We start from the raw sequence: 22,703 nt of genomic DNA, 5'->3' as shown, positions 1-22,703 counted from the left end.
CTCAAAAGGCCTGCCCTATACTAACGTAAAACTGCCAGGCATCATCAATTTCTTCACGTCTGTTCAACGGCACAGCCACGTCCAAACGGATCGGCCCAATGGCGGTATAGTACCGGAGGCCAAGACCCGCACCCCATTGAAAGTTCTCAGAAAAATCAGGAGTCGCACTGTCGTAGACGTTGCCACCTTCAATGAAAGGAACCAAACCAATGTCTTCAGTTACACGAACACGGGCTTCTGCCCCAAACTCTACAAGAGATCGGCCACCAACAGGATCATCATTGGAATTAAGAGGGCCAACAGTTTGATGCTCATAACCACGGATTGACCCACCACCTCCGGCATAAAATCGCTTGGTTGCCGGTATATCGCTGGAACTATCCCCGGCCAACAGACCGATCTTGCCACGCGTTGCAAAAACCAACCTGTCGTCATCCAGAATGGAATAATAAGTCGATCCATCAATTTCCGTCTTGAAGAAATCCGGAGAAGCCGCCGTCAATCCGTAATAAGGCGTTGCTGTCACGCCAAAGCGAAAGCCGGTTGTCGGGTCTAGTAGGTCGTTTGTTGAATCGTATCGCGCACTGAGCGGAACACTTGCAAAGGCAAAGGATTCGGTATCGTCTTCATCTTCAATTTCGGACAATTCAAGTTCAAGGCCACCGCCGACAGTCCAATTTTTACCCCATTTACGATCTATGCCGACAAAAGCACTGATAGATTTTTCTTCGTAGGCGTCCGTGTCTTCATGCTTGATGTTTGTGTTGGCATTAAAGCTCTGATTATTTCTAAGGTAATTTGGCTTGTTAAACCCCAGCTTTAATTGCTGACGAATCTCGGCAACCGTCAAATCAGCTCGCAGCTTCTCGCCTTGGCCAAAAGTATTCCTGTTTTCCCAGAAAAACTGGGTTCCTGCCCCCTCACTTGTTGAAAAGCTAGCGCCAAGGCCGATTGATTTATGCTCGCGCTCAACAAATACAAAGGTTATAGGAGTCACATAGGTGCCATTCCGGGCTGCATTACTTGTATCCAGAGGTTTCATCCGAACAGCTTCAAACAATCCGGTACGTAAATACTTACGACGGAGTTCATCTATGATCTTTGCGTTATAAAGTATGCCAGCTTTCCACTGTCCCAGTTGCTGCAGATAATTTGCATCAACTTCTTTCAAGCCTTCGAACTCCAGATTACCCACAACCAGTCTCGGCCCTTCATCAAGCACGAGAGTGACATCCATTTGTTGTGTTGCAAAATCTACGATTGCTTCCTGATCAGCCAGTTTTGCATCTGGATACCCATGGTCGGCCAAGATTACAATTGCCTTGTTTTTAGCATCGACAATAGCTTCTGAGCGAGCAACAACACCCGTTGAGATTCCAATATTTGCGTTATTTAACGCTGCAGGGATTTGCTTCCCGGATTTAAATACAACACGGAATGTATTGAGCAGGAATTGAGGGCCTGTCTTAATTTCAAAAGCAACACCGACAGGCTTTTTACTATCATCAACACTATAAGAAATTGAGTTATCGTAATAACCTTCAGAGCGCAGAACCTTATCAAACCCCTCACTGTCTTCCTTTACTCTGCGCTTGAGCGCCGCCAAACTGGAGGGAAGCTTGTCTTTAAGTTGCTCCAAGCGAGAAGATTCCTCAACAAGGTTCAACAAATCACCTTGTATATCGCCAGAGATAGAAACCTCATACTTATAGGTTTCGGAATTATCTATAGACAACAAATCCTGTGCATTGGCAGGGGAAAACGCCCCGAAACTCATCAGGATAAAACCCACAAAAGTTATGTTAATCCCCGGGAATTTTTGACGATACCCAAGAAAATTAAATCGTCTCATAAAGAGCGCACCCTGTTGTTTCTGCACTATAGTTCTATTTGGAGTTCTATTTGGGCCTCATTCTAACCAGCATGCCCAATCGGATTAACCCATAAAATGCCTTAGTACAGAAGAATAACACTTCCCCTAAACTCTACCTATCAATGACTATAGCTTTATAAACAACTATTCAATCGTGGCTTTTACCTATTTATAAATGAGTATCTCACACATGTCTAAATTTTAATCACTTGATATGTCGTGATTAAAATTTAGACATTAATTATTTTGCATTGCACAATTTGAATCCACACCCAAGTGCCATATACAACCTATATCTATTTGAAATTAAACAATATTATTTTTTTTAAAAGTTGGCACGTTTCTTGGAACTAGTAGGTCAGTCCCAGAACGCAAATAATGGAAGAAACAATGTCCAGCTTTCTTAATTCCAACAAAAAATCCTGCAGAAATATTGTCGCATTTTCTGCGATAACGGCCTCACTGTTGGTAGCCTCGGTACCAGCACAAGCGGCGGTAACAGAAGAAACCGCTTTTGTCTTCAACACATTTTCTTTTTTGATAAACGGTGTTCTAGTCATGTGGATGGCCGCAGGCTTTGCCATGCTCGAAGCAGGCTTGGTTCGAAGTAAAAACACCGCCGCAATCTGTCTCAAGAACATTGCGCTCTATTCTATTGCAGGCCTTATGTTTTATCTCGTCGGCTATAATCTGCTGTATGTAGGTGTAGAAGAAGGTGGCTTTATCGGAACTTTCAGCTTTTTCTATGATTCGGGCGACGCAGAAGTCGCGCTGCTTTCCGCAGAGAGTAGCACAGAAGAATTGATCACAGCAGTTACATCAAACGGCTATTCCGTTATGTCTGACTGGTTCTTCCAGATGGTTTTTGTTGCCGCAACAGCATCCATTGTTTCAGGCACGCTCGCCGAGCGCATAAAATTCTGGCCCTTTATGTTATTCATTGCAGTTCTAACCGCCGTTATCTACCCAATTCAGGCTTCCTGGAGCTGGGGCGGTGGCTGGCTGGCCGAGCTTGGCTTTAGTGACTTTGCCGGATCAAGCATCGTTCACTCAGTCGGCGGATGGGCAGCCCTTACCGGTGCAATTGTGCTCGGCCCACGCAAAGGTAAATTCTCAACAGATGGTCGGGTAAAACCAATTCCAGGATCCAATCTACCACTTGCCACACTCGGTACATTTATTCTGTGGATGGGCTGGTTTGGATTTAACGGCGGATCGCAGCTCGCACTTGGTTCAGCAGCAGATGCCGTCGCCATGGCCATTGTTTTTGTGAATACAAACATCGCAGCTGCCGCAGGTGTTGTCGTAGCCATGACCCTGACACAGCTTCTCTACAAAAAAATTGACCTCACAATGGCTCTTAACGGTGCTCTTGCCGGTTTGGTCGCGATTACCGCAGGACCAGATGTTTCCCACGCATATATGGCCATTATCATCGGTGGTATTGGTGGTGCGATCGTCGTCTTTGCCGTTCCCCTGCTTGATAGCCTGCAAATTGATGATGTTGTCGGTGCTATTCCTGTTCACCTCTGTGCAGGTATCTGGGGAACACTGGCTGTAGGGATCTTTGGTTCTGGAACCATTGTGTCCCAGCTAACCGGTATCGTTGCCATTGGTGCTTTCACCATTATCTGCAGCACCGGCCTTTGGATCCTACTCAAAATAACTGTTGGCATTCGAATTTCCGAAGAAGACGAATACAACGGTCTTGATGTCAGCGAACTAGGTTTGGAAGCCTACCCAGAATTTGGACGAGGTTCACAGAAACTCGTCTAACGTTTTCAGTCTCCCCACTGAAGTTGGTGATTTCACAGCCTATCGTGAAATCACCTGAGACATCCGGTTAATCCCTTTTCCGGTACGTCTCATCCTCCTTAGGCCCTACAGACCGCTATCCGAGCTCTTTCCTAGTAGGGTCTTAACTTGCCGCCTATCACATCCCCGTGATAGGCGGTCTTTTTATTAAGTAGATTAATAAACGCGCAAAAAATTTTCTTTTCTCTAGCCACGCTCTTGCCCGAATTGGTATTTAGTTACATTAATTAAAACCTAATTTATGCTGATCAAAACATTAAAGAGTCTGAGGTTAAGAGTTCACGTGATTACACGACAGTTTGTTGACCGCCAAAAATTACAGGAATTTCATCCCTTTACTCGTCTTCGTGCCTTGCTCGAAGATATTCCCGCCGGTCGCTCATGCCTGAAAGATGGAGAGGTGATCAATCTTTCTATCGGCGAACCCCAGACACAACCACCCGCATTTGTTGCCGAAGAAATAGAAAAAGCTGCAAAGAGCTGGTCAAAATACCCGCTATCAAAAGGGGCGCCTGAATATCTTTCTGCCAGCGCTAACTGGCTGCAGCAACGCTACAAACTGCCAGAAAACTTTATAGATCCAGCCAAACATGTTCTAGCTGTTCCCGGCACTCGAGAGGGGCTTTTTATGACAGCCCTCACAGTGCTTTCAACACCTAAAAAAGGTGAAGAATCCCCTGTGTTCCTTACTCCCAATCCCTGTTATCATGTCTATACTGGTGCCGCAGCCGCAGCGGCGGCAGAAGTTGTAACCGTCAGCGCAACCAAAGAAAGCGGCTATCTGCCTGATTACACGACAGTTCCCGAAGATATCTTAAAGCGAACCGAGCTTTGCGTGCTTTGCAGCCCCTCTAACCCAGAGGGAGCAGTTGCAGATCCCCAGCGAATCAAAGATCTGATTTCTCTGGCTCGAAAGTACAATTTTGTTGTCGTCTTTGATGAATGTTACGCTGAAATCTATACTGATACGCCCCCTCATTCAGCTTTAGAAATAGCCGGAGAAATAGCGGCCGAACTGGAAACAAGTTTTCCAGGCAACTCTCACCCTGATCCCTTGGCCAATATTTTGGTTTTTCATTCCCTTTCTAAACGATCAAGCGCTGCTGGTCTTCGTTGCGGCTTTATTGCCGGAGATGAGAAATGGATCTCTATGATTAACACAACCTGTCAAGTTGGTGGCGCAGGGGTTCCCATCCCCATACAAGCCGCAGGAACACGGTTATGGCAAGATGAGAAGCATGTAGAGGTTAACCGTGCGCTCTATAAGAAAAACTTCGATCTTGCACAAAAAATCCTCGGGAAAAGCGTTCCTGTAGAGATTCCTGCCGGTGGGTTTTGCCTATGGTTAGAAGTCGGTGATGGTATAGAGATTACAAAACGGCTTTGGCAGGAAGCAGGCATCCGTGTCATGCCTGGCGCTTATATGAGCCACGCCAACAATACAGGATCATCCCCCGGAGATCGGTATATTCGACTTGCTCTAGTGTACGATCCCGGATTTACGGAAAAGGCTCTTGAAAGTATTCGCAACCTACTCGCCAGTATAAAAAACTCTGAAGCTAACGATTTGGGAGTTCGTAATTAATGGCACGGTCAGCCAAATCAGATAAAGTACAACTTCTTCCTCAGGGCACAGGCGTCTTTTTCCAAAAACGCCTTATGGAATGCCTCGGCTTCATACTACTTCTTACAGGGGGCGCGCTATTCCTGTCTCTGGCGACCTATAGCCCTACAGACCCCGGATTTAACAGGGCTACTGATGATATTGCAGAAAATTTACTCGGTATATACGGGGCACAGATCGCCAGCTTCATGCTGCCCTTCGTGGGCTTATCCGTATATTGCCTGCCACTTATACTCGCTGCCTGGTGCTGGAGATGTTTTAAAGATCACAGCCTTAGCCACCCATGGATCAGAACCTTAACTATCCCTCTCTTAATCATCGCGCTCTTCATTGCTTTTGCTGGCCTACCACAGTCAGAAGGATGGCTGGGACAAGGACACACATCCAATCTGGGCGGCACATTTGGGCAGTTGGCACTTAACGAGTCACAACCCTATTTAAGTAATTTATCCTGGGTGCTCTCTCTGATTTCATTCCTCATTGCCATCCCTCTTTTCCTCTATGCCGTCGCCCTCAGAAAGGACGAATGGCAAACGATTGGACGCGGGTTAAAGTTTGGCTTCTCCGCAGCAGGTCAGATCAAACATATCTTTAACGCCCCCAATCCCTTCAAAAGAAATCGCGATGAAGAGGATGAGACTCCTGATATTCGCGGAAAAAGAGATCAAGCCATCCGCAGGCGGGCAAAGAAAGATCGGATTGAACCAACCCTGGAAGACGAAAAAATTACCAACGCCCGCGTTGAAACATCTGCAAAAACTACAAAACCAAGTAAACGGATCAAGGCAGAAGAACAAGGCCGCCTCAACCTGGAAACCGTTGATGGCGAATATGAGTTGCCACCGATTTCCATACTCAACGACCCCCCTAGTGATTCAGGTAAAAACAGTCTTAGCAAAGACGCACTGGAGAAAACCGCACGCTTGCTTGAAACGGTTCTTGACGATTTTGGTGTCAAAGGAGAGATCGTCACAATCCGCCCCGGTCCAGTCGTTACACGCTATGAGCTGGAACCCGCCCCCGGCACCAAAACCAGCCGGGTTGTTGGTCTTGCCGATGATGTCGCCCGATCAATGTCAGCAATTTCGGTACGTGTCGCCGTTGTTCCCGGATCAACGACAATTGGTATAGAACTGCCAAACAGCAAACGGCAAACCGTCTATCTGCAAGAATTGATGGGATCCAGCGACTACGACAAAGACAAAGGCAAGCTCCCCATTATCCTGGGGAAAGATATCGGCGGCATCCCATCCATTGTGGATCTTGCCCGCATGCCACACTTGCTGATTGCCGGTACGACGGGATCTGGTAAATCAGTGGCCGTAAATGCCATGATTCTTTCACTCTTATACCGCTTTACGCCAGATGAATGTAAATTCATCATGATCGATCCCAAAATGTTGGAACTGTCCGTCTACGATAATATTCCACATCTGTTAGCACCCGTGGTGACCGAACCGAAAAAGGCAGTCGTTGCCCTAAAATGGACCGTGCGTGAAATGGAAGACCGTTATCGTGCCATGTCCAAGCTGGGTGTCCGGAACATCGACGGGTACAACGCCAGAATGGCAGAAGCACGCAAGAACGGTGAAATTCTGACACGTAAGGTTCAGACAGGCTTTGATCCGGAAACCGGGCAGCCTATCCACGAAGAACAGCCGTTTGATATGAATGCCCTGCCCTATATCGTCGTTGTTGTCGATGAAATGGCCGATCTTATGCTTGTGGCTGGCAAGGACATTGAAGCTGCGATTCAACGGCTTGCACAAATGGCCCGTGCTGCGGGCATCCACATTATGATGGCGACACAGCGACCATCTGTTGATGTTATCACCGGTACAATCAAAGCAAACTTCCCGACGCGTATCAGCTTCCACGTGACGTCAAAAATTGACAGCCGTACGATTCTTGGGGAACAGGGCGCTGAACAGCTTCTTGGACAAGGTGACATGCTATACATGGGGCAAGGCGGAAGAATTCAGCGTGTCCACGGCCCACTGGTAACTGACGAAGAGGTCGAGGAAGTCGTAAACTGGCTGAAGAAACAGGCCATGCCAAACTACATCGAATCAGTAACGACCGAAGACTCTGAAAGCCCTGATTTCGACGCAGCAGCTCCATCCAGTAGTGGTGGGAATAGCAGCAAGGCTGATGAACTTTACGACAGAGCTGTTGCTGAGGTGATTAAAAGCCGAAAAGCATCCACAAGCTATGTTCAACGACGCCTTCAAATCGGATATAACCGAGCCGCTACAATCATTGAACGGATGGAAGATGAAGGCGTCATTTCATCCGCCAATCACGTGGGGAAACGCGAAGTTCTTGTCCCGGACAGAGATGAATAAAATACGTAGAGATACGTCTTGTTTTCAATCGCGACACAACGCACAAACGTATTATCGAACTATTGGTTTATAAGGATCAAACTTTGATCAAGATCGCCCAAATATTTTCAGTTAAAACCTTGGTGACAGCTGTCTTAACACTGCTCCTGTTCACGGGAGCATCCTTGTCTACCAAATCAATAGCCTATGCCGATTCAAATGAACCCAACGGGCTGGAAGGACTTTCCCCCGATGAAGTGTCTATCGTCCGCCGCATAGAAGGCTATTTAAACGAGCTGAAATCTGTTTCAGCACGCTTTATACAAATTTCCAGTAATGGTAGTTTGGCCGAAGGAAATGTTAACATCCAACGCCCAGGTCGTATGCGTTTTGAATATGACGAGCCCGTTCCTATTGTCATGATCGCGAATGGGGTCACACTACTTTATTTCGATAAAAAGCTTAAACAGTCGACCTATCTCCCCCTTTGGAAAACACCACTGTGGTTTCTAATTCGTGAAAAAGTTGAACTACACAAAGATATTCAAATCCTCAGCGCACAAGAAGCGGACAGTACTATTCAGTTGGAAATAAGGGCTGAAGGTGAGTCAGACGGCACACAGATGACATTGCTATTCAGCGACAATCCTATTTCACTTAGAAAATGGGAAGTTATTGACGCCCAAGGCATTACTACGCAGGTATCGCTTTTAAATCCGGTTTATGATGCTGCAATAGATGAATCTGTTTTCAAAACAGACGACCTAGATTTAAAGAAGAAAAAACTTGAGAAATAAAAGCCTTAAAGATTTCTTTTTTTGAAGGGCCTTTTCAGAAGTTCGGCGAAGATCTTATCTTGCGCTCCTTCTACACCTATTTGCATTTTCCTCACCCTTTGAGTGCTACTTTTTGATCGGAAGATTTTATCCCAAAAGCTGAAGACTGTCCCATAATTACTATCCGTATCATTCCGAAGTGCGTGATGATGTATCCAGTGAATAGCCGGCGTAATAATGACAAGCGATAAAGCTTTCTCAAACTGATCGGGTAATCGCACATTAGAATGATGGAAAAGCGTTGAAATCAGTAAAATAACCTCAAATATAATGATAGATATCAAAGTGATATCAAAAATAATAACAACAAATACTCTCATGAAAGCGGATAGAAGAACCTCACCAAAGTGAAAGCGTAGTGCTGAGGTCGTATCCAAATTCATATCCAAATGATGTATTTCATGAAATCGCCAGAGAAAAGGGAGTTCATGATTCAGGCGATGCCACCAATAGATCAGACAGTCCAAAAGAATAAGGTCAAATATGAGCCCAGCACTCCCAGATAAAAATTCCGGCCGCCAGCCAACAATGTGCGCTGCTGCCCATGCGGTCATCGGAATGACAACCAATGGGGACAGGATTAGATTACAAAACCATAGACCTATATTTCGTCTGACTCTTATCGGGAAATACTTTTCAAACCATCCCCCGCTATTTATCAAAGGCGCTACAGGGAAAGCTCTCTCCAGTACAAAAAGAAATAAGAGCCATAAAAAAACAAGCCCTGCTTTATAAGCCAATATTACTTCTACTAAATTTTCCATTTATACATCATACAGTTGAATATCCATTCCTTAACTCTCCATCAAAATTGCTCTTGCCTATTATTATACTATTTATTGTCTGGCGGCATATGGGACTTGCACTCAATAGCGTAAACAGTACCATCGCAAATCAAGTTTTCATGAACATATTTGATCTGCACATCCAATGACCAATTCAGTACTGCCAATTATCGGTGTATCAGCCTGCCTTTACAAAGCAGATACGCCTAAACCTTACCATGCCGTCGATGACAAATATTTACGTGCCGTGGCTGTCTCATCAAATACAATGCCAGTAATCATCCCAGCGCTTGGTGATTTATTGGATATACCCAAACTGGTTTCAAAACTGGATGGTATTATGCTAACCGGCAGTGCCAGCAATGTTCACCCTGATCGCTATAATACAGCTCCTTCTCGTGAAGCAGAGCCCTATGACCCAATGCGGGATCAGACTACCTTTGCCTTGATACAGGAAGCACTTAAACAGGAAGTGCCTCTTCTCGCTATCTGTAGAGGATTTCAGGAATTAAATGTCGCCCTAGGTGGCAGTTTATATCCACAGATTAGAGATATACCGGGACGCATGGATCACAGCAGCCCCGATACAAAGAACATGGAAATCGATTACGGTCCAAATCACACGATTTCTATTTCAAAGGAAGGATGCTTGTTTCAAATACTTAAAAGCGACGAAACAAACGTAAACTCACTCCACTATCAAGCTGTAAATCAACTCGGTGAAGGACTGATCGCCGATGCTGTTGCAAAGGATGGTACTGTTGAAGCGATTTCCATGCCTGGACAAAAGTCTTTTGTGTTGGGCGTTCAATGGCACCCAGAATACAAAGCCAATGATAACACAACATCAAAAGCTATATTCAAAGCCTTTGGAGATGCAGTAAGCCACAGGGCAAAATAATTTTAACTTATCTCCAAACCAGTTTCCAAAACTTCAGACACTTCTGGTTTTATAAACTTTGGCCTGACTTGTCATAAAAATCTTTGTTTCCTGTGGAGTCCCCAACGATAGTTTCAATTTTACCCACGAATCATCTACTAATTTAGGTTTATATTCCAATTATTCACTCATTCATAAGAATAAAATCCTGTAACTTAAATTTTATCCACAGGCTCATTGAAATCCCCACTGGATGGCTTATCTTAGAATCACGTCGCCTCCTACCTCACTCCTGGCGACGTTAAAGGAACTGGAATCCCCCCTCTGGTTCCTTGAAACTCTGCGAAGAAGCGGGAACACCTGGTTATCCCCCCAATCAGGTGTTCCTTTCTTTTATTTAAGAAATCTATATGCTAAAGTTGTCGGAAAGCATAATTAAAGACACTAATTTCAATAAACACCCATCTCATTTCGCATCAGAAATAAAAATAATCGTTTATTCCATATACGAAACAAATTCATATCGAATACGGAATAAAATTGTTTCGTATATGGAATAAACTAATGTCCCTTCGTATTGCTACCTGGAATATCAATTCTGTCAGACAGCGTCTAGGCCACCTCAAAGACTTTACTGATAGCCATAATCCAGACATTCTCTGCCTGCAAGAAACAAAGGTTCAAGATAGCGAATTCCCATTATCAGATATAAAATCAATGGGTTACGAAGATGTTATTTTTCACGGACAAAAAAGCTACAACGGCGTCGCCATCCTGTGTAAAAATGCCGTTGAAAGCCACGAAAAAATAATTTGGTGCGAAAAAGATGACCGCAGACATCTATCAGTTGCACTAAATAATGGTCTGGAAGTTCATAATTTCTATGTTCCGTCAGGCGGGCCCATTCCGGACCCGGAACAAAATGACAAATTTGCTCACAAGCTTCAATTTCTTAAAGAAATGTCAAAATGGGCCGCACAACCGGACGTTAAAGACAAAAAACTCATCCTTGTTGGCGATCTTAACGTCGCCCCTTTGGAAAAAGATGTCTGGAATCACAAAAAGCTCCTAAAATCCGTTGGGCATACCCCTTTGGAAAGTGAGTTAATGGCAAATCTCAAAAAATCAGGGAATTTAATTGATGTTGGCCGTCACTTTATTCCGGATGATCAACCTCTCTATAGCTGGTGGGGGTACCGTTATAAACCGTCTTTTGAAAAAGATTACGGATGGCGATTGGACCACATACTAGCCACTCAAAGCTTGAAATCTGCGTTGAAGAGCTTTGAAGTTGTCAGGCATACACGCGGTTGGGAAAAGCCCTCTGACCATGTCCCAAACGTCGTGGACATTGACATCTAATCTCAGATTAATTTTAGCTCTCCGAGTACAGCTTGAAAACGGCCTTGAAGCAAGGATGTCATCAACGAAGGCACGAGAGAAACTAAGAAACAGGGAATGTGCAGTTTTAGCTCGCTTTGTCAGCCAATGCGTTTCTAGCTTCGGTTAACTGACTTGTTGTGTGATCGATGCGATGCGCTAGTACTCGCATAACTTCAACACCCATTTCCGGGAAGTCCATCACCATATTGAAAAAGAGTTCCTTGGTAATTTTTAATGTTACCAGTTCCGACTTGGCTTTAATGGTTGCTGTCCTTGGCACATCACAGAGAATAGCAATCTCGCCTACAAAATCATTTTTCGCAAAAGAAGCAACAACAAGAGGCCCGTCATCTGTATCAACAATGACATCCGCTTCTCCGTCAATGAATATATAAGCAGCATCCCCGGCATCACCTTGATGGAAAAGCTCTTTACCTTCTTTAAAAATCAGGCGTTCACTGGCAAAGGCCATAAGCTTTAGCCTGGAAGGATCTATATTCGCAAAAAGCGGAATATTTTTTAACGCTTCAACTTCTTGTTCAATCGACATCTACCCTGCTTCCCCGCTTAATCTGTTTCTCTGTGGTTAGGTTCTTTAGGCTTACTTGGTAACTTTATTCGTCATCAATCAGACTTTTTAAAACCTTACCATCTTTGTTTAACTCATCGAAACGGCCACTTTCGACAACTTTTCCATTCTGCATGACAATAACATATTCAAAATGCTGAGACAGACTCGCCCTCTGCAATGTCCAGCAAATGCCGCGATCTTCCTGTGCCTCCATAATAGACGGTACCAGTCTGTTTTGGCTTTGAGAATCCATAACCGCTGCAGCTTCGTTCAAAATCAAAAGATCCGGTCGCTTGATCAGCGAACGAGCCAGAGCCAGCTTTTGCCGCTGAACACTGCTCAAACGATTTCCAGCAATACCGACGTTAAATTCAAGTCCAACTTCGATCACTTCTGAACGTAACCCCAGATCATCCAGAAGCTCTGTCATCACCCGCCCGATTGTCGCACCTGCTTCGGCACGTCCATAGGCCAGGCGACCAAAGAGGATGTTATCTTGGATACTTGCCGCTGAGTTATAATTATCCGGGTCGTAAAACTCCACAGCATCCGGATCACGGCTTTCCAGCTTCTCCGCAAAGATCGTACGGGCCTTCAAAATTTTGGCCTCAACATCTTCTGTCACAAGTCCAAGACGATGACGGGCCTCTACATAATCAAAAGGCAAATACATCAAGGCTTCCCGATCAGAATCTGATATTTCAGAGAAGCTACTTTTATCCGCTCGCTTTACAATCTTATCGAACTCAGGAAGATCGTCAGCAGAGATAAAGCTGAATTGTTCGAAGAACTGGTGAGACGGTGGAAGACCCATAAAGAGTTCAACCATAGTACGGGCAATAGAAAGACCCATATTATAGATACTGTCTCTTAAATCAGCCTCTTCAACTGACTCGCGCAAAATTGGCATCGCCAGAAGATTATTGCCTGCATACTGTTTTTTACGCGGTGTTCCGAACAAAAGATTTTCGCGTAAAGTTGCATTATTATTGTATTTTTCAGGATCAAAAGCGATAACAAGATCTTCTTCACCAGTCGCTTTCAAATGCTCTTTCAATGCAATTCTCGCCCCGAGAATACTCTCCGCGATATCCGGGCGATTTTCACTGTCCACGATTCCACTCAAGCCAAAAAGATAGACATCTTCTTCAAAATCAACAGCGCGTAATACTTCTGTTACCCGGGGAACCAATTCGGCCGGATCATTTATCCCAGCAGACGTAAAATCAATCCATTCACCATTTGGGTTTAAAGCAATGTTCCCCGTTCGAAGGGCTTCTTGTTTTTCCCGAAGCAATTCAGCCTCTGAGTCAGGGAGACAGGATGAGTCTTTGATCATCCAGTTTCGTAACCCATAAAAAAGGTTGTCCATAACAGACAAGGGAAAGAGGTAAGCTTCGGAGCTAACGTAGGAAATTCGACGTCCGGTTATCGCAGAAGGCAATTGAGCCATCGGCTTACCGCCTATTTTCATCGACCCCGAAGACGATTTAACCAAATTGGCCAGAAGCAACCCTAGATATTCCTTACCACTGCTGGCATTGCCAACAATGGCAATTTTCTTATCAACGCCAACTGTGAAGGTGATGCCTTCCAGAAGTTTGTTCTCATTTTCATCTACAAGACCCAGATTGCTGGCAACAATATCGCCTTCCAGCGGCGGGCTATGTTTTTCTTCAAGCCGCTGCATTTCAGCATCGATCATACCGCTTGGCTGGAACTGTTCGGCAACCTGTTCGTACTTGATCTGAACATCATTTCGTTGTTGATCCCAATTAATGAGATCTTTGATCGGAGGGGGTAAATCTTTGTAAGCAGCGAGAACGGCAACAAGTGTACCGATCTCAAACTGCCCGGTTATCACCAAATACCCGCCACCAAGATAGAAAATAAAAGGTGTTATCTGTGCCAGCAAATTGTTCAAAAACTTAACAAAAAACTTTCGCTGATAGATCTCATACCGGATCTTGAAAATCTTACCCAGTCTGCTTGATATCTCTGCACGTTCATAATTACTGGTATCGTGAGACTGGATTTCAACAGCGCCTTCGACCAATTCACTCACGCGTCCAGCCAAGGCGCGGGCTGTCATTTGACGTTGACGTCCAAGATCGAGAATACGCCTACGAAGCTTGGGGATCACAAAAGCCTGTACGAGGACGATACTCATCGCAACAACGCCCAGCCAAACGTTCTGGACCATGATAAAGATCAATGCCGTCAGGGCCTGACCACCTAAAAAGAACGGGGTAACAATCGCATCACCGATAAAGCCGCCAAGAGGTTCAACTTCATCTTTGAGCATCGTTGCAATTTCCGCCTGTTTAACACGGCGACTATGCATAACAGGAAAACGAAGGATGCGATCCGTCAGCTCAAAACGCAATCTTCGGAGCATCCGCTCGCCCAGTTGGCCTTTTAGAGTATTAATAACAAACTTGAAGAGCCCATTGACCAGTACAAGCCCCAGAAAAGCAAAGCACAATGCGAACAATAATGAGATTTGCGTTAAGTCAAACCCTTCAAATAAAATAACTTTATGCCCAAAGATTGCTTCCCCAAAAGGAAGCTCAAACCGCATGAAAGACAGGGTAGAATTTATGTCTGCAAAGTTCTGAGAGTCGACAGCACGATTGATGATGCTTTTTGGTAAATCCAATGACAGGAAATAAAAGGGCATGGATGCAAGCACCAGGAAAAGAATTTTGATCTGATCCTTTTTACTGTGCTTCCAAATATACTTGAAAAGTCTTTGTTCCATTGCGCCCCAAATCCCCCGTACCCGGCCTTAATAAAACTAAAGCCACGTCCAATACATATGTATTTCAAACAGGTTACAAGATAAGTCCTAAATTCTATTGAGTAAACTACCCACAAATTTTAACGCTTGATATAACCACCCTAGCCGAAGTGCCGATAGAGGTAAACTCACGGAGATAAACACATTGTTATTCGTTGTGTAGCCCTTGAAAAAACAGATGATGCTAATCTAATAACACTGAATACACAGAGTTATAATATATATCACTCTGACAAAAATATTTTTAATAACATATAGTTATATTGAATTGAATTTAACTACCTGAAAAAAATCATGCCAAATAGCTTGATTGGCACATTCTTTCTTGGGTCCTAGGAATGAAATGTGGCATAGTCGCCAACACTACCGAGGGGAGCGAAGCCATTACACAAGACAGTACACATATTGTTGATGATCATAAAAGTACCCGTGTTCTAATCTATAGTCACGATAGCTTTGGTCTGGGCCATTTACGGCGCTGTCGGGAAATTGCCCATACACTGGTAGAAGAACATAAAAACTTATCTGTTCTGATTTTATCCGGATCACCGATCATCGGGTCTTTCGGATTTAAAGCACGTGTGGATTTTGTCCGTATCCCCGGGGTCATCAAACTGAGAAATGGCGATTATACTTCGCTTAATTTGCATATAGATATCGAGCAAACCCTGAGCATCAGATCATCCATTATCAAGCACACTGCAGAATTTTATGATCCAGATCTTTTCATTGTCGATAAAGAACCTTTGGGCCTCAGAGGCGAAGTAGAAGACACACTTCGCTTACTCAAAAGTAGAGGCACCCCTTGCGTTCTGGGTCTCAGAGATGTCATGGATGATCCGGATCTTCTCTCTACTGAGTGGGAGCGTAAAAACACAGCACCTGCTTTATCAGAATACTATGACGACATATGGGTTTATGGTCTTCCCCAAATCTGCGACCCGCTGGATGGCATTGATTTACCCCCATCTGTTCAGCGAAAAATGACCTATACTGGCTATCTGCGTCGGACCGGGGGCAGTGATGTCCCCATGCCTGTACTTGAGAAAATAGGTGAAGAAACGCCCTATTTACTCGTGACGGTTGGCGGCGGCGGCGATGGTGAAGAAATCATTGACTGGGTCCTCTCTGCCTATGAAAGCGATCCGGATCTTCCCTATCCAGCGCTGATTGCTCTTGGACCCTTTATGAATAGTGATCTTCAGCATGACTTTCAGGTTCGTGCCAGTAAATTACCTAACGTTGAAGCCATCACCTTTAATGCCCAGTTTGAAAGTTTGGTTGATAGAGCCATCGGCATCGTCGGTATGGGAGGATACAATACCTTTTGTGAAATCCTGTCCTACGATAAACGTGCCCTCATCGTACCGAGAACTGTCCCCAGAATGGAACAATACATCCGGGCCAGCCGTGCACAGGAACTCGGTTTGGTCTGTATGCTGGAAAATGATGACAAGCGCGATCCACAAAAAATGGCAACAGCCTTAAGAAATTTACCACAACAGCATCTCCCATCTGATGTTGTGGTACCCGGATTGCTGGATGGCCAGAAAAACGTCATCAAGCTTGCTGATAACTGCTTCAAGGCAAAGCTTTCAAAGCTGGGACTGATCGACAAACTATCAAACACAAATTAACCCCACCTGCCTGATCGTGCGCCACGCCAAAATACCTCTCACTAAAAGCATGCAGCAGCAAAAGAGATATTATTCGACGGTATGAAAAAAATAACCGTAATCCTAAAGGGTTACCCACGCCTTTCTGAAACTTTTATTGCACAGGAACTTCTTGCGTTGGAAAAACGCGGGCTGGATCTGTCACTGGTCTCACTGCGCCATCCCACGGATACATCCACACATCCCATCCATCAAGAAATCAAAGCGCCTGTTAGCTATCTACCAGAATATATCTATCAAGAGCCTTTACGAGTCTTGAAAAGCTGGTGGAAAGCCCGAAAACTGGCAGGTTACAAAAAAGCCTTTTCCCTGTTCATCAAAGATCTTAAGCGCGACCGCACCCCAAATCGAATAAGACGTTTCGCTCAAGCCTGTGTTCTTGCCACTGAATTGCCAGAGGATGTAGATTGGCTCTATGCGCACTTTTTACATACCCCGTCTTCAGTAACGCGCTACGCCTCTTTTATACAGGATATCCCCTGGTGTGGATCGGCCCATGCCAAAGACATATGGACATCCCCGGAATGGGAGCTTCGGGAAAAACTTTCTGATATTAAATGGTTAGCAACATGTACAAAATTCAACGTGGACTATTTAAGGGGCTTAACCACGGATAAAAGCCGTGTAGACCTAGTCTACCACGGCCTTGATTTTGATCGTTTTGATGAAGCGTCCAACACTCACTCAGTGAATGATGGAAGTTCTGAAGATAAAAGTGTGACTTTAATATCAGTCGGACGTGCGGTTGCAAAAAAAGGCTATGATGATTTACTCAAAGCTCTTTCTGCTTTACCTGCAACTTTACATTGGCACTTTATTCATATCGGGGGCGGAACATTAAGCAAGGATCTGAAAAGCCAGGCTGAATCACTCGGTATTAGCGATAAAATCACCTGGATGGGGGCGCAACCTCAGGAGGTTGTTCTGGAACAATACCGAAAAGCAGATCTGTTTGTTTTAGCATCCAGAATCACTGAAGATGGTGATCGCGATGGCATGCCGAATGTGCTTATGGAAGCGCAAAGTCAGGCTCTGTCCTGCCTTTCAACCGATATATCTGCTATACCTGAGCTTATTGTTAACAATGAAACGGGTATATTGGTTTCACCAGAAAACCCAGATGCTTTAGCCGATGCACTCAAAAAGCTCATCGAAGATCCCATACGAAGGGAAAAGCTGGGGCAAGCCGGAGCAAAACGCGTAAGAGGTGAGTTTTCCATGAAACAAGGCATAGATCAGCTTTTCAACCGGTTCACGGCGCAATAGTCAGGCGATAGAATGCGGATCGCTTTTTACGCCCCTCTAAAATCGCCCCACCATCCAACGCCATCGGGTGACCGTCACGTTGCCAGATTACTTATCCAAGCCTTAGAAACTCAAGGGCACGACGTCCACATAGCCTCTCACCTACGGAGTAGAGATGCAACCGGTGACAAAAATCGTCAGGCCAGATTGAAGAAAATTGGCGAAAAGCTTGCCGCAAGATACATAAAAAAAATTCAATCCAAGCCAAAAGACCAGCGTCCTAAAGTCTGGATCACTTACCATCTCTATTACAAAGCGCCGGACTGGATCGGCCCCCTTGTATGTGACGCCCTTAATATTCCCTACATTCCCATAGAAGCATCTATCGCCAACAAACGAGCCAACGGACCTTGGGACTTAAGCCATCAGGCCGTCGTCGCTGCGGTAAATCAGGCAGAATGTGTTATCAGCCTAAACCCACATGATACACACTGCCTACCCGATACTGTTAGAAACTGGACCCTGCCACCCTTTATTGCTCCCGACCCAATTATAACAAAACGGGAAAACTGGTCACAGTGTCGTAAGGCTGTTGCGGAGAAATACGGATTGGACCCGCACAAACAATGGTTACTGGCAATTGCCATGATGCGCCCCGGAGACAAACTGGAATCATACAAAGTGTTATCGCAAGCTTTGCGCGGCCTTCCTGATTTATCATGGCAGTTGATTATCGTAGGCGATGGACAGGCCAGACCTGACGTAGAAGCAAGCTTTATATGGGTACCAAAAACCAAAATTACCTACACTGGTCAGCTTGATCCCGAGGAGCTAACAACAATTATTCCCGCATGTGATATCTATACCTGGCCTGCGGTTAACGAAGCTTATGGTCTGGCTTTTCTGGAGGCACAGGCTGGTGGATTACCTGTCATCGCAGGAAATACAGGAGGTGTCCCGGCAGTAGTCGCAGATGGCGAAACCGGCTTGCTGACAGCCCCCGGAGATCCCGTAGCCTTTGCAGCTGCGTTGCGAAGTTTGCTAACCGCCCCCGTTCGTCGTAGGGATATGGGAAAATCTGCCGCACAAAAGGTCGAAGCAATGCATAGTCTGGTGACAGCAGGACAGCGTCTGGACGCAATCCTTTCAACATCCAGAAAAGACTATATTGAGCCGGGGTTACCCTTATTGGATTATGCCAAGAAAAACAAGATACTATGACAATGACACCTGAAACCACGAGATCTGAAACCAAGAATTCTGAGGAACGCATTGACGTTCTTTTTTATGTTCAACATCTTCTCGGTATCGGACATCAAAAACGGGCTGCAACCCTCACCCGAGCTATGAATAAAGCTGGTCTATCGGTTGCTTTTGTTTCCGGTGGTATGGATGTCCCTGGGCTAGATACGGGCAGTGCAGAATTTTATCAACTGGATCCCGTTCGTGCAGATGGTATCCTTTTTACAAAATTACTGGATCAAAACGACCGGCCAATTGATAAAGCCTTCAAGGCTAAACGAGCCAGAGATCTTGTCGATATTTATCACGACACAAAACCACGGCTTGTGCTGTTGGAAATGTTTCCCTTTGGGCGTCGACAGATGCGCTTTGAACTTATTCCTCTACTCGAAGCGGCGAAAACATCTGAATTTTCCTGTAAAATAATTTCATCCGTTCGCGATATTCTGGTCAAGGCCCCAAAACCGGAACGTATTACCGAAATGCTTGCCTGGGTGGACACTCATTTTGATCACGTTTTGATTCACGGTGATCAAAATTTAATTCCCTTTGATAAAACCTTTCATCCCGCCCGGGATATCGCTGATACGATTCTTTATAGCGGTTACGTGGTTGATGAAAAAGTTGACGGTACGCCTCACCCGACGGATGGCATTGATGAAGTCCTGGTTTCAACCGGTGGCGGAGCCGTCAGCGAGCGGCTGATCGAAGCTGCGTTAAATGCAAGAAAACAAAGTGTCTTAAAAGAAAAACGATGGCGCATTCTCATTGGCCATAGCTTGCCGGAAAAGCTATTCGAAAAATACAGAGCACAATCAGATAACAACTTGATTATTGAACGCTCAAGACCAGATTTCACCTCTCTATTGGCCAACTGCGCACTATCAATAAGCCAAGGTGGATACAACACGGTTATGGAGGTTCTGCGTGCCGGATGCCCTCGGGTCATTGTCCCCTATTCCGGTGGTCTGGAAACAGAACAGACCCTCAGAGCTAAACTGTTATCTGAACAAAATGCCCTCACCTTTGTAGATGAAGAAACACTGACAGCAGAAAAGCTCGCCACAGCCATAGAGAAAACACTACAAAACAGGCAAAAGCCGCCATCCAGTTTGAATACAAACGGCGCTGAAAACACAGCGACAATCCTTTCAAATATCCTGGATGATAAACCATTACAAAAATTTCTAAAAAATGGCTGAAATATTAATCTTCAGGCACGGGCCAACCGTTTGGAATGCAGAAAAAAGAATGCAGGGAAGATCTGATATTTCCCTTTCTGAACAGGGCATCGAAACGGTTCAAAAATGGCAACTTCCAAAGGAATGGATGGAGATGCCTTGGTATGTCAGTCCTTTGCAACGCGCCCAAGAAACCGCCAAACTAGTCGGGCAAGAGAAATTTACGACTGATCCTTTGCTGATCGAAATGTCCTGGGGAAATTGGGAAGGGCAAAAACTACCCGAATTGAGGGAAAAATTGGGACCAGAAATGGAAAAGATGGAAGCCCTTGGGCTGGATCTGTGCCCCCCCGACGGTGAAAGTCCAAGAGATGTCCAAGAACGCCTGAAACCTTTTCTAAGTAGAATAGGAAAATCAGACATATCCGTTGTTGCTGTAGCTCACAAAGGAGTCCTAAGAGCGCTTTATGCCGCCGCAACAAACTGGGACATGCGCGGCAAACCAAAAGAAAAAATAAGAGATAACTGTGCTCATCTTTTTCAGATTTCCTCAGCAGGTAAAATCAGTGTAAAAACAATGAATATCAGCTTGTTATCACCTATTGATTGCTTCCCAAGACCCGTAAAATCATCAAACCACCCAGAAGAAGCCCCCTAATGAAGATCCACAAACACCCGGTTAATGTTTTTATCTATGTTCAGTATCTTTTGGGGATCGGACACCTCAGACGGGCTTCTTTACTTGCCAAAACCATGGATAAAGCAGGCATGTCCGTACTTTTTGCATCAGGTGGACGCCCTGTGTCCTATCTTGATGTTGGTAACGCCGAACTTTTTCAGCTTCCAGCCCTTCATGCTGCCGATAACAGTTTTAAGGTTCTAAAGGATATTAACGGATCAATCGTTGATGATGAGTGGAAAGAAAAACGAAAAGAGCTCCTGTTATCAGCTTTTCGCGAGGCTCAACCAGACGTTCTCTTGATCGAAATGTTTCCCTTTGGCAGACGCCAGATGCGCTTTGAGCTGGACCCCTTGATTGTGCTGGCCAAATCGATGGATATCCCGGTTATCAGTTCTATCCGCGATATTCTCACAACCCATAAAACCCCGGGAAAGAGTGAGTGGATTATTGATCGGGTTCAGAAAGATATCGATCATGTCCTGGTGCATGGTGATCCAGATTTTGTTCCGCTTGAAGACAGCTTTCCGCTTGCCGCAAAAATTAAAAATAAAATAATCTATACTGGCTACGTGGTTGAGCATGACCAAAATCGAGACCCCAGTGATAGAACCAGTTCACCAGAAGATAGAAAGGGTGTACTCGTTTCTGCAGGCGGAGGTGCTGTTGCTCTGCCTTTGGCTGAAGCGGTCATCAAAGCCAAGGATCTTTCCACTTTAAACAATGTTCCCTGGCGATTGCTTCTGGGAAACAATCTACCTGATCAGGAATTCAACGACATCGTCAAACGTTCCCCTGATGGTATAATTGTTGAACGAAATCGCCCGGATTTTTGTAGGCTTTTGTCCACAACACAGCTTTCTATCAGTCAGGCCGGATATAACACCGTTATGGAAACTCTGATGACCGAGACACCGGCGATAGTCGTCCCTTTTTCAGCAGATGGTCAAAGTGAACAGACGGATAGAGCACAAAAGCTTGCCAATGCTGGCGTACTATCTCTGCTATCAGAAGCCGACTTAACCCCGGAAAATCTGGCAAAAAAAATAAACGAAGCTGTTCAAAAACCCTTGTTCTCGAAATCGGGGTCCTCAAAATCGGGGCCTTCAAAGTCCGGGTCAAAAGTAAAAGTCGATGTTCACGGTACGGACAAGACAACACTGTTTATCAAAGAGCTAATTGAGAAAAGACACAAAAAGAGAGACATCCAGTGCCCCAAATAGCCCCACAAAGTTTCAAGTATCCCCTTTTTGATATTTATCTCGATTATCTGAAAACAGCTTTTGGCTTATCAATAGGTCTCGGCGGACTGATTTACGGTCTGAACAACACTTTTTCCCAAATCTGTTTTAGCGCCATACTCATTATCTTTATTATCTTTGGCTTCCATTCACTAAGACGTCACAGAACACGCGTAAATCTAGACAGCCAGCAGGTTGAAATTACAGATTTCAAACAGCGAAAAATTCTGTTCAAGGATATAGAAAACATTGAGTTACGCTATTACGGACGCCCTGTGAAAGACAAAGATAGTGACCAAAAACCCAAAGGCGTTCTGCACCTGACTTTAAAGAGCAAAGAACAAAAGTTCACTTTTGATTCCAACTTGTATGGTTTCAAATACCTTGTCTGGTCAACCATACTATTTGCGAAAGAGTGCAACCTGCCGCTTGACCCTAGCACCATTGGCAATATGCTAGACATCGGACTTGATCCAGAAGGCAGCAGCGAAATGCCGGATCCACAAACGTCGGGAATATAAAAATATATAAGACGATCAAGCCAACAG

At 44.9% G+C, this 22,703-nt stretch carries 17 protein-coding genes; 13 read left to right on the top strand and 4 right to left on the bottom strand.

Annotated features, from left to right (window positions below; all coding sequences use genetic code 11):
- Window position 1: 1 nt before the first annotated feature.
- Window positions 2-1,852, bottom strand: a complete 1,851-nt coding sequence (locus BKB51_RS13330; protein ID WP_085901592.1) for an autotransporter assembly complex protein TamA — start codon at window positions 1,850-1,852, stop codon at window positions 2-4.
- Window positions 1,853-2,263: 411 nt separating this feature from the next.
- Between BKB51_RS13330 and amt the strand changes: the two genes are divergently transcribed.
- The 4 genes from amt (at window position 2,264) to BKB51_RS13310 (ending at window position 8,433) form a co-directional block, all read left to right on the top strand.
- Window positions 2,264-3,649 (top strand): ammonium transporter, encoded by a 1,386-nt coding sequence (gene amt / locus BKB51_RS13325; protein WP_085901825.1) that lies wholly within the window; start codon window positions 2,264-2,266, stop codon window positions 3,647-3,649.
- A 322-nt stretch (window positions 3,650-3,971) separates the two neighbouring features.
- Window positions 3,972-5,273 carry an aminotransferase class I/II-fold pyridoxal phosphate-dependent enzyme gene (locus tag BKB51_RS13320; RefSeq protein ID WP_158090229.1) on the top strand — a complete coding sequence of 434 codons (1,302 nt, stop codon included), beginning with the start codon at window positions 3,972-3,974 and terminating at the stop codon, window positions 5,271-5,273.
- A complete protein-coding gene (locus BKB51_RS13315) occupies window positions 5,273-7,657 on the top strand; it encodes a DNA translocase FtsK (protein WP_085901590.1) in 2,385 nt (794 codons plus the stop codon). The genes BKB51_RS13320 and BKB51_RS13315 overlap by 1 nt, the downstream gene beginning before the upstream one ends.
- Window positions 7,658-7,740: 83 nt before the next feature.
- Window positions 7,741-8,433 carry a LolA family protein gene (locus BKB51_RS13310; RefSeq protein WP_158090228.1) on the top strand — a complete coding sequence of 231 codons (693 nt, stop codon included), beginning with the start codon at window positions 7,741-7,743 and terminating at the stop codon, window positions 8,431-8,433.
- 5 nt (window positions 8,434-8,438) lie between these two features.
- On the opposite strand, the gene BKB51_RS13305 is transcribed toward BKB51_RS13310, so the two are convergent.
- A complete protein-coding gene (locus BKB51_RS13305; RefSeq protein ID WP_085901588.1) occupies window positions 8,439-9,236 on the bottom strand; it encodes a sterol desaturase family protein in 798 nt (265 codons plus the stop codon).
- A 166-nt stretch (window positions 9,237-9,402) separates the two neighbouring features.
- Here BKB51_RS13305 and BKB51_RS13300 point away from each other — a divergent pair, with 166 nt between their 5' ends.
- Together BKB51_RS13300 and xth are read left to right on the top strand one after the other, a co-directional pair.
- Window positions 9,403-10,158 (top strand): gamma-glutamyl-gamma-aminobutyrate hydrolase family protein, encoded by a 756-nt coding sequence (locus BKB51_RS13300; RefSeq protein WP_085901587.1) that lies wholly within the window; start codon window positions 9,403-9,405, stop codon window positions 10,156-10,158.
- Between the two features lie 543 nt (window positions 10,159-10,701).
- Window positions 10,702-11,499 carry an exodeoxyribonuclease III gene (gene xth, locus BKB51_RS13295; protein WP_085901586.1) on the top strand — a complete coding sequence of 266 codons (798 nt, stop codon included), beginning with the start codon at window positions 10,702-10,704 and terminating at the stop codon, window positions 11,497-11,499.
- Window positions 11,500-11,605: 106 nt separating this feature from the next.
- Here xth and BKB51_RS13290 read toward each other — a convergent pair whose 3' ends face one another.
- Both BKB51_RS13290 and BKB51_RS13285 read right to left on the bottom strand, forming a co-directional pair.
- Complete coding sequence (locus tag BKB51_RS13290; RefSeq protein ID WP_085901585.1) at window positions 11,606-12,070, bottom strand: cyclic nucleotide-binding domain-containing protein; 465 nt, start codon at window positions 12,068-12,070, stop codon at window positions 11,606-11,608.
- Window positions 12,071-12,134: 64 nt separating this feature from the next.
- Window positions 12,135-14,852 carry an ABC transporter transmembrane domain-containing protein gene (locus BKB51_RS13285; protein WP_085901584.1) on the bottom strand — a complete coding sequence of 906 codons (2,718 nt, stop codon included), beginning with the start codon at window positions 14,850-14,852 and terminating at the stop codon, window positions 12,135-12,137.
- A 377-nt stretch (window positions 14,853-15,229) separates the two neighbouring features.
- On the opposite strand from BKB51_RS13285, the gene BKB51_RS13280 reads away from it, so the two are divergent.
- The 7 genes from BKB51_RS13280 (at window position 15,230) to BKB51_RS13250 (ending at window position 22,676) form a co-directional block, all read left to right on the top strand.
- Window positions 15,230-16,528 carry a glycosyltransferase family protein gene (locus tag BKB51_RS13280; RefSeq protein WP_179188216.1) on the top strand — a complete coding sequence of 433 codons (1,299 nt, stop codon included), beginning with the start codon at window positions 15,230-15,232 and terminating at the stop codon, window positions 16,526-16,528.
- Window positions 16,529-16,609: 81 nt separating this feature from the next.
- Window positions 16,610-17,833 (top strand): glycosyltransferase family 4 protein, encoded by a 1,224-nt coding sequence (locus BKB51_RS13275; protein ID WP_085901583.1) that lies wholly within the window; start codon window positions 16,610-16,612, stop codon window positions 17,831-17,833.
- 12 nt (window positions 17,834-17,845) lie between these two features.
- A complete protein-coding gene (locus tag BKB51_RS13270; RefSeq protein ID WP_085901582.1) occupies window positions 17,846-19,033 on the top strand; it encodes a glycosyltransferase family 4 protein in 1,188 nt (395 codons plus the stop codon).
- Window positions 19,034-19,035: 2 nt separating this feature from the next.
- Complete coding sequence (locus tag BKB51_RS13265; RefSeq protein ID WP_158090227.1) at window positions 19,036-20,256, top strand: glycosyltransferase family protein; 1,221 nt, start codon at window positions 19,036-19,038, stop codon at window positions 20,254-20,256.
- Window positions 20,249-20,893 (top strand): histidine phosphatase family protein, encoded by a 645-nt coding sequence (locus BKB51_RS13260; protein ID WP_085901580.1) that lies wholly within the window; start codon window positions 20,249-20,251, stop codon window positions 20,891-20,893. The genes BKB51_RS13265 and BKB51_RS13260 overlap by 8 nt, the downstream gene beginning before the upstream one ends.
- Complete coding sequence (locus BKB51_RS13255) at window positions 20,893-22,137, top strand: glycosyltransferase family protein (protein WP_085901579.1); 1,245 nt, start codon at window positions 20,893-20,895, stop codon at window positions 22,135-22,137. Before BKB51_RS13260 ends, BKB51_RS13255 begins: the two co-directional genes overlap by 1 nt.
- Window positions 22,125-22,676: a hypothetical protein gene (locus tag BKB51_RS13250; protein WP_085901578.1), complete on the top strand. Its 552-nt coding sequence runs from the start codon at window positions 22,125-22,127 to the stop codon at window positions 22,674-22,676. Before BKB51_RS13255 ends, BKB51_RS13250 begins: the two co-directional genes overlap by 13 nt.
- Window positions 22,677-22,703 lie beyond the last annotated feature (27 nt).

The sequence above is a fragment of the Kiloniella majae genome (assembly GCF_002118315.1).
In the GTDB taxonomy this organism is placed as follows: Bacteria; Pseudomonadota; Alphaproteobacteria; order Kiloniellales; family Kiloniellaceae; genus Kiloniella; species Kiloniella majae.
This window is presented reverse-complemented; position numbering and strand designations above follow the sequence as displayed.

Coding starts and splice junctions, on each gene's coding strand:
- BKB51_RS13315 (WP_085901590.1), top strand. CDS start 5,273: ATGGCACGGTCAGCCAAATCAGATAAAGTACAACTTCTTCCTCAGGGC.
- BKB51_RS13330 (WP_085901592.1), bottom strand. CDS start 1,852: ATGAGACGATTTAATTTTCTTGGGTATCGTCAAAAATTCCCGGGGATT.
- amt (WP_085901825.1), top strand. CDS start 2,264: ATGTCCAGCTTTCTTAATTCCAACAAAAAATCCTGCAGAAATATTGTC.
- xth (WP_085901586.1), top strand. CDS start 10,702: ATGTCCCTTCGTATTGCTACCTGGAATATCAATTCTGTCAGACAGCGT.
- BKB51_RS13270 (WP_085901582.1), top strand. CDS start 17,846: ATGCGGATCGCTTTTTACGCCCCTCTAAAATCGCCCCACCATCCAACG.
- BKB51_RS13275 (WP_085901583.1), top strand. CDS start 16,610: ATGAAAAAAATAACCGTAATCCTAAAGGGTTACCCACGCCTTTCTGAA.
- BKB51_RS13285 (WP_085901584.1), bottom strand. CDS start 14,852: ATGGAACAAAGACTTTTCAAGTATATTTGGAAGCACAGTAAAAAGGAT.
- BKB51_RS13255 (WP_085901579.1), top strand. CDS start 20,893: ATGAAGATCCACAAACACCCGGTTAATGTTTTTATCTATGTTCAGTAT.
- BKB51_RS13300 (WP_085901587.1), top strand. CDS start 9,403: ATGACCAATTCAGTACTGCCAATTATCGGTGTATCAGCCTGCCTTTAC.
- BKB51_RS13290 (WP_085901585.1), bottom strand. CDS start 12,070: ATGTCGATTGAACAAGAAGTTGAAGCGTTAAAAAATATTCCGCTTTTT.
- BKB51_RS13305 (WP_085901588.1), bottom strand. CDS start 9,236: ATGGAAAATTTAGTAGAAGTAATATTGGCTTATAAAGCAGGGCTTGTT.
- BKB51_RS13265 (WP_158090227.1), top strand. CDS start 19,036: ATGACACCTGAAACCACGAGATCTGAAACCAAGAATTCTGAGGAACGC.
- BKB51_RS13280 (WP_179188216.1), top strand. CDS start 15,230: ATGAAATGTGGCATAGTCGCCAACACTACCGAGGGGAGCGAAGCCATT.
- BKB51_RS13260 (WP_085901580.1), top strand. CDS start 20,249: ATGGCTGAAATATTAATCTTCAGGCACGGGCCAACCGTTTGGAATGCA.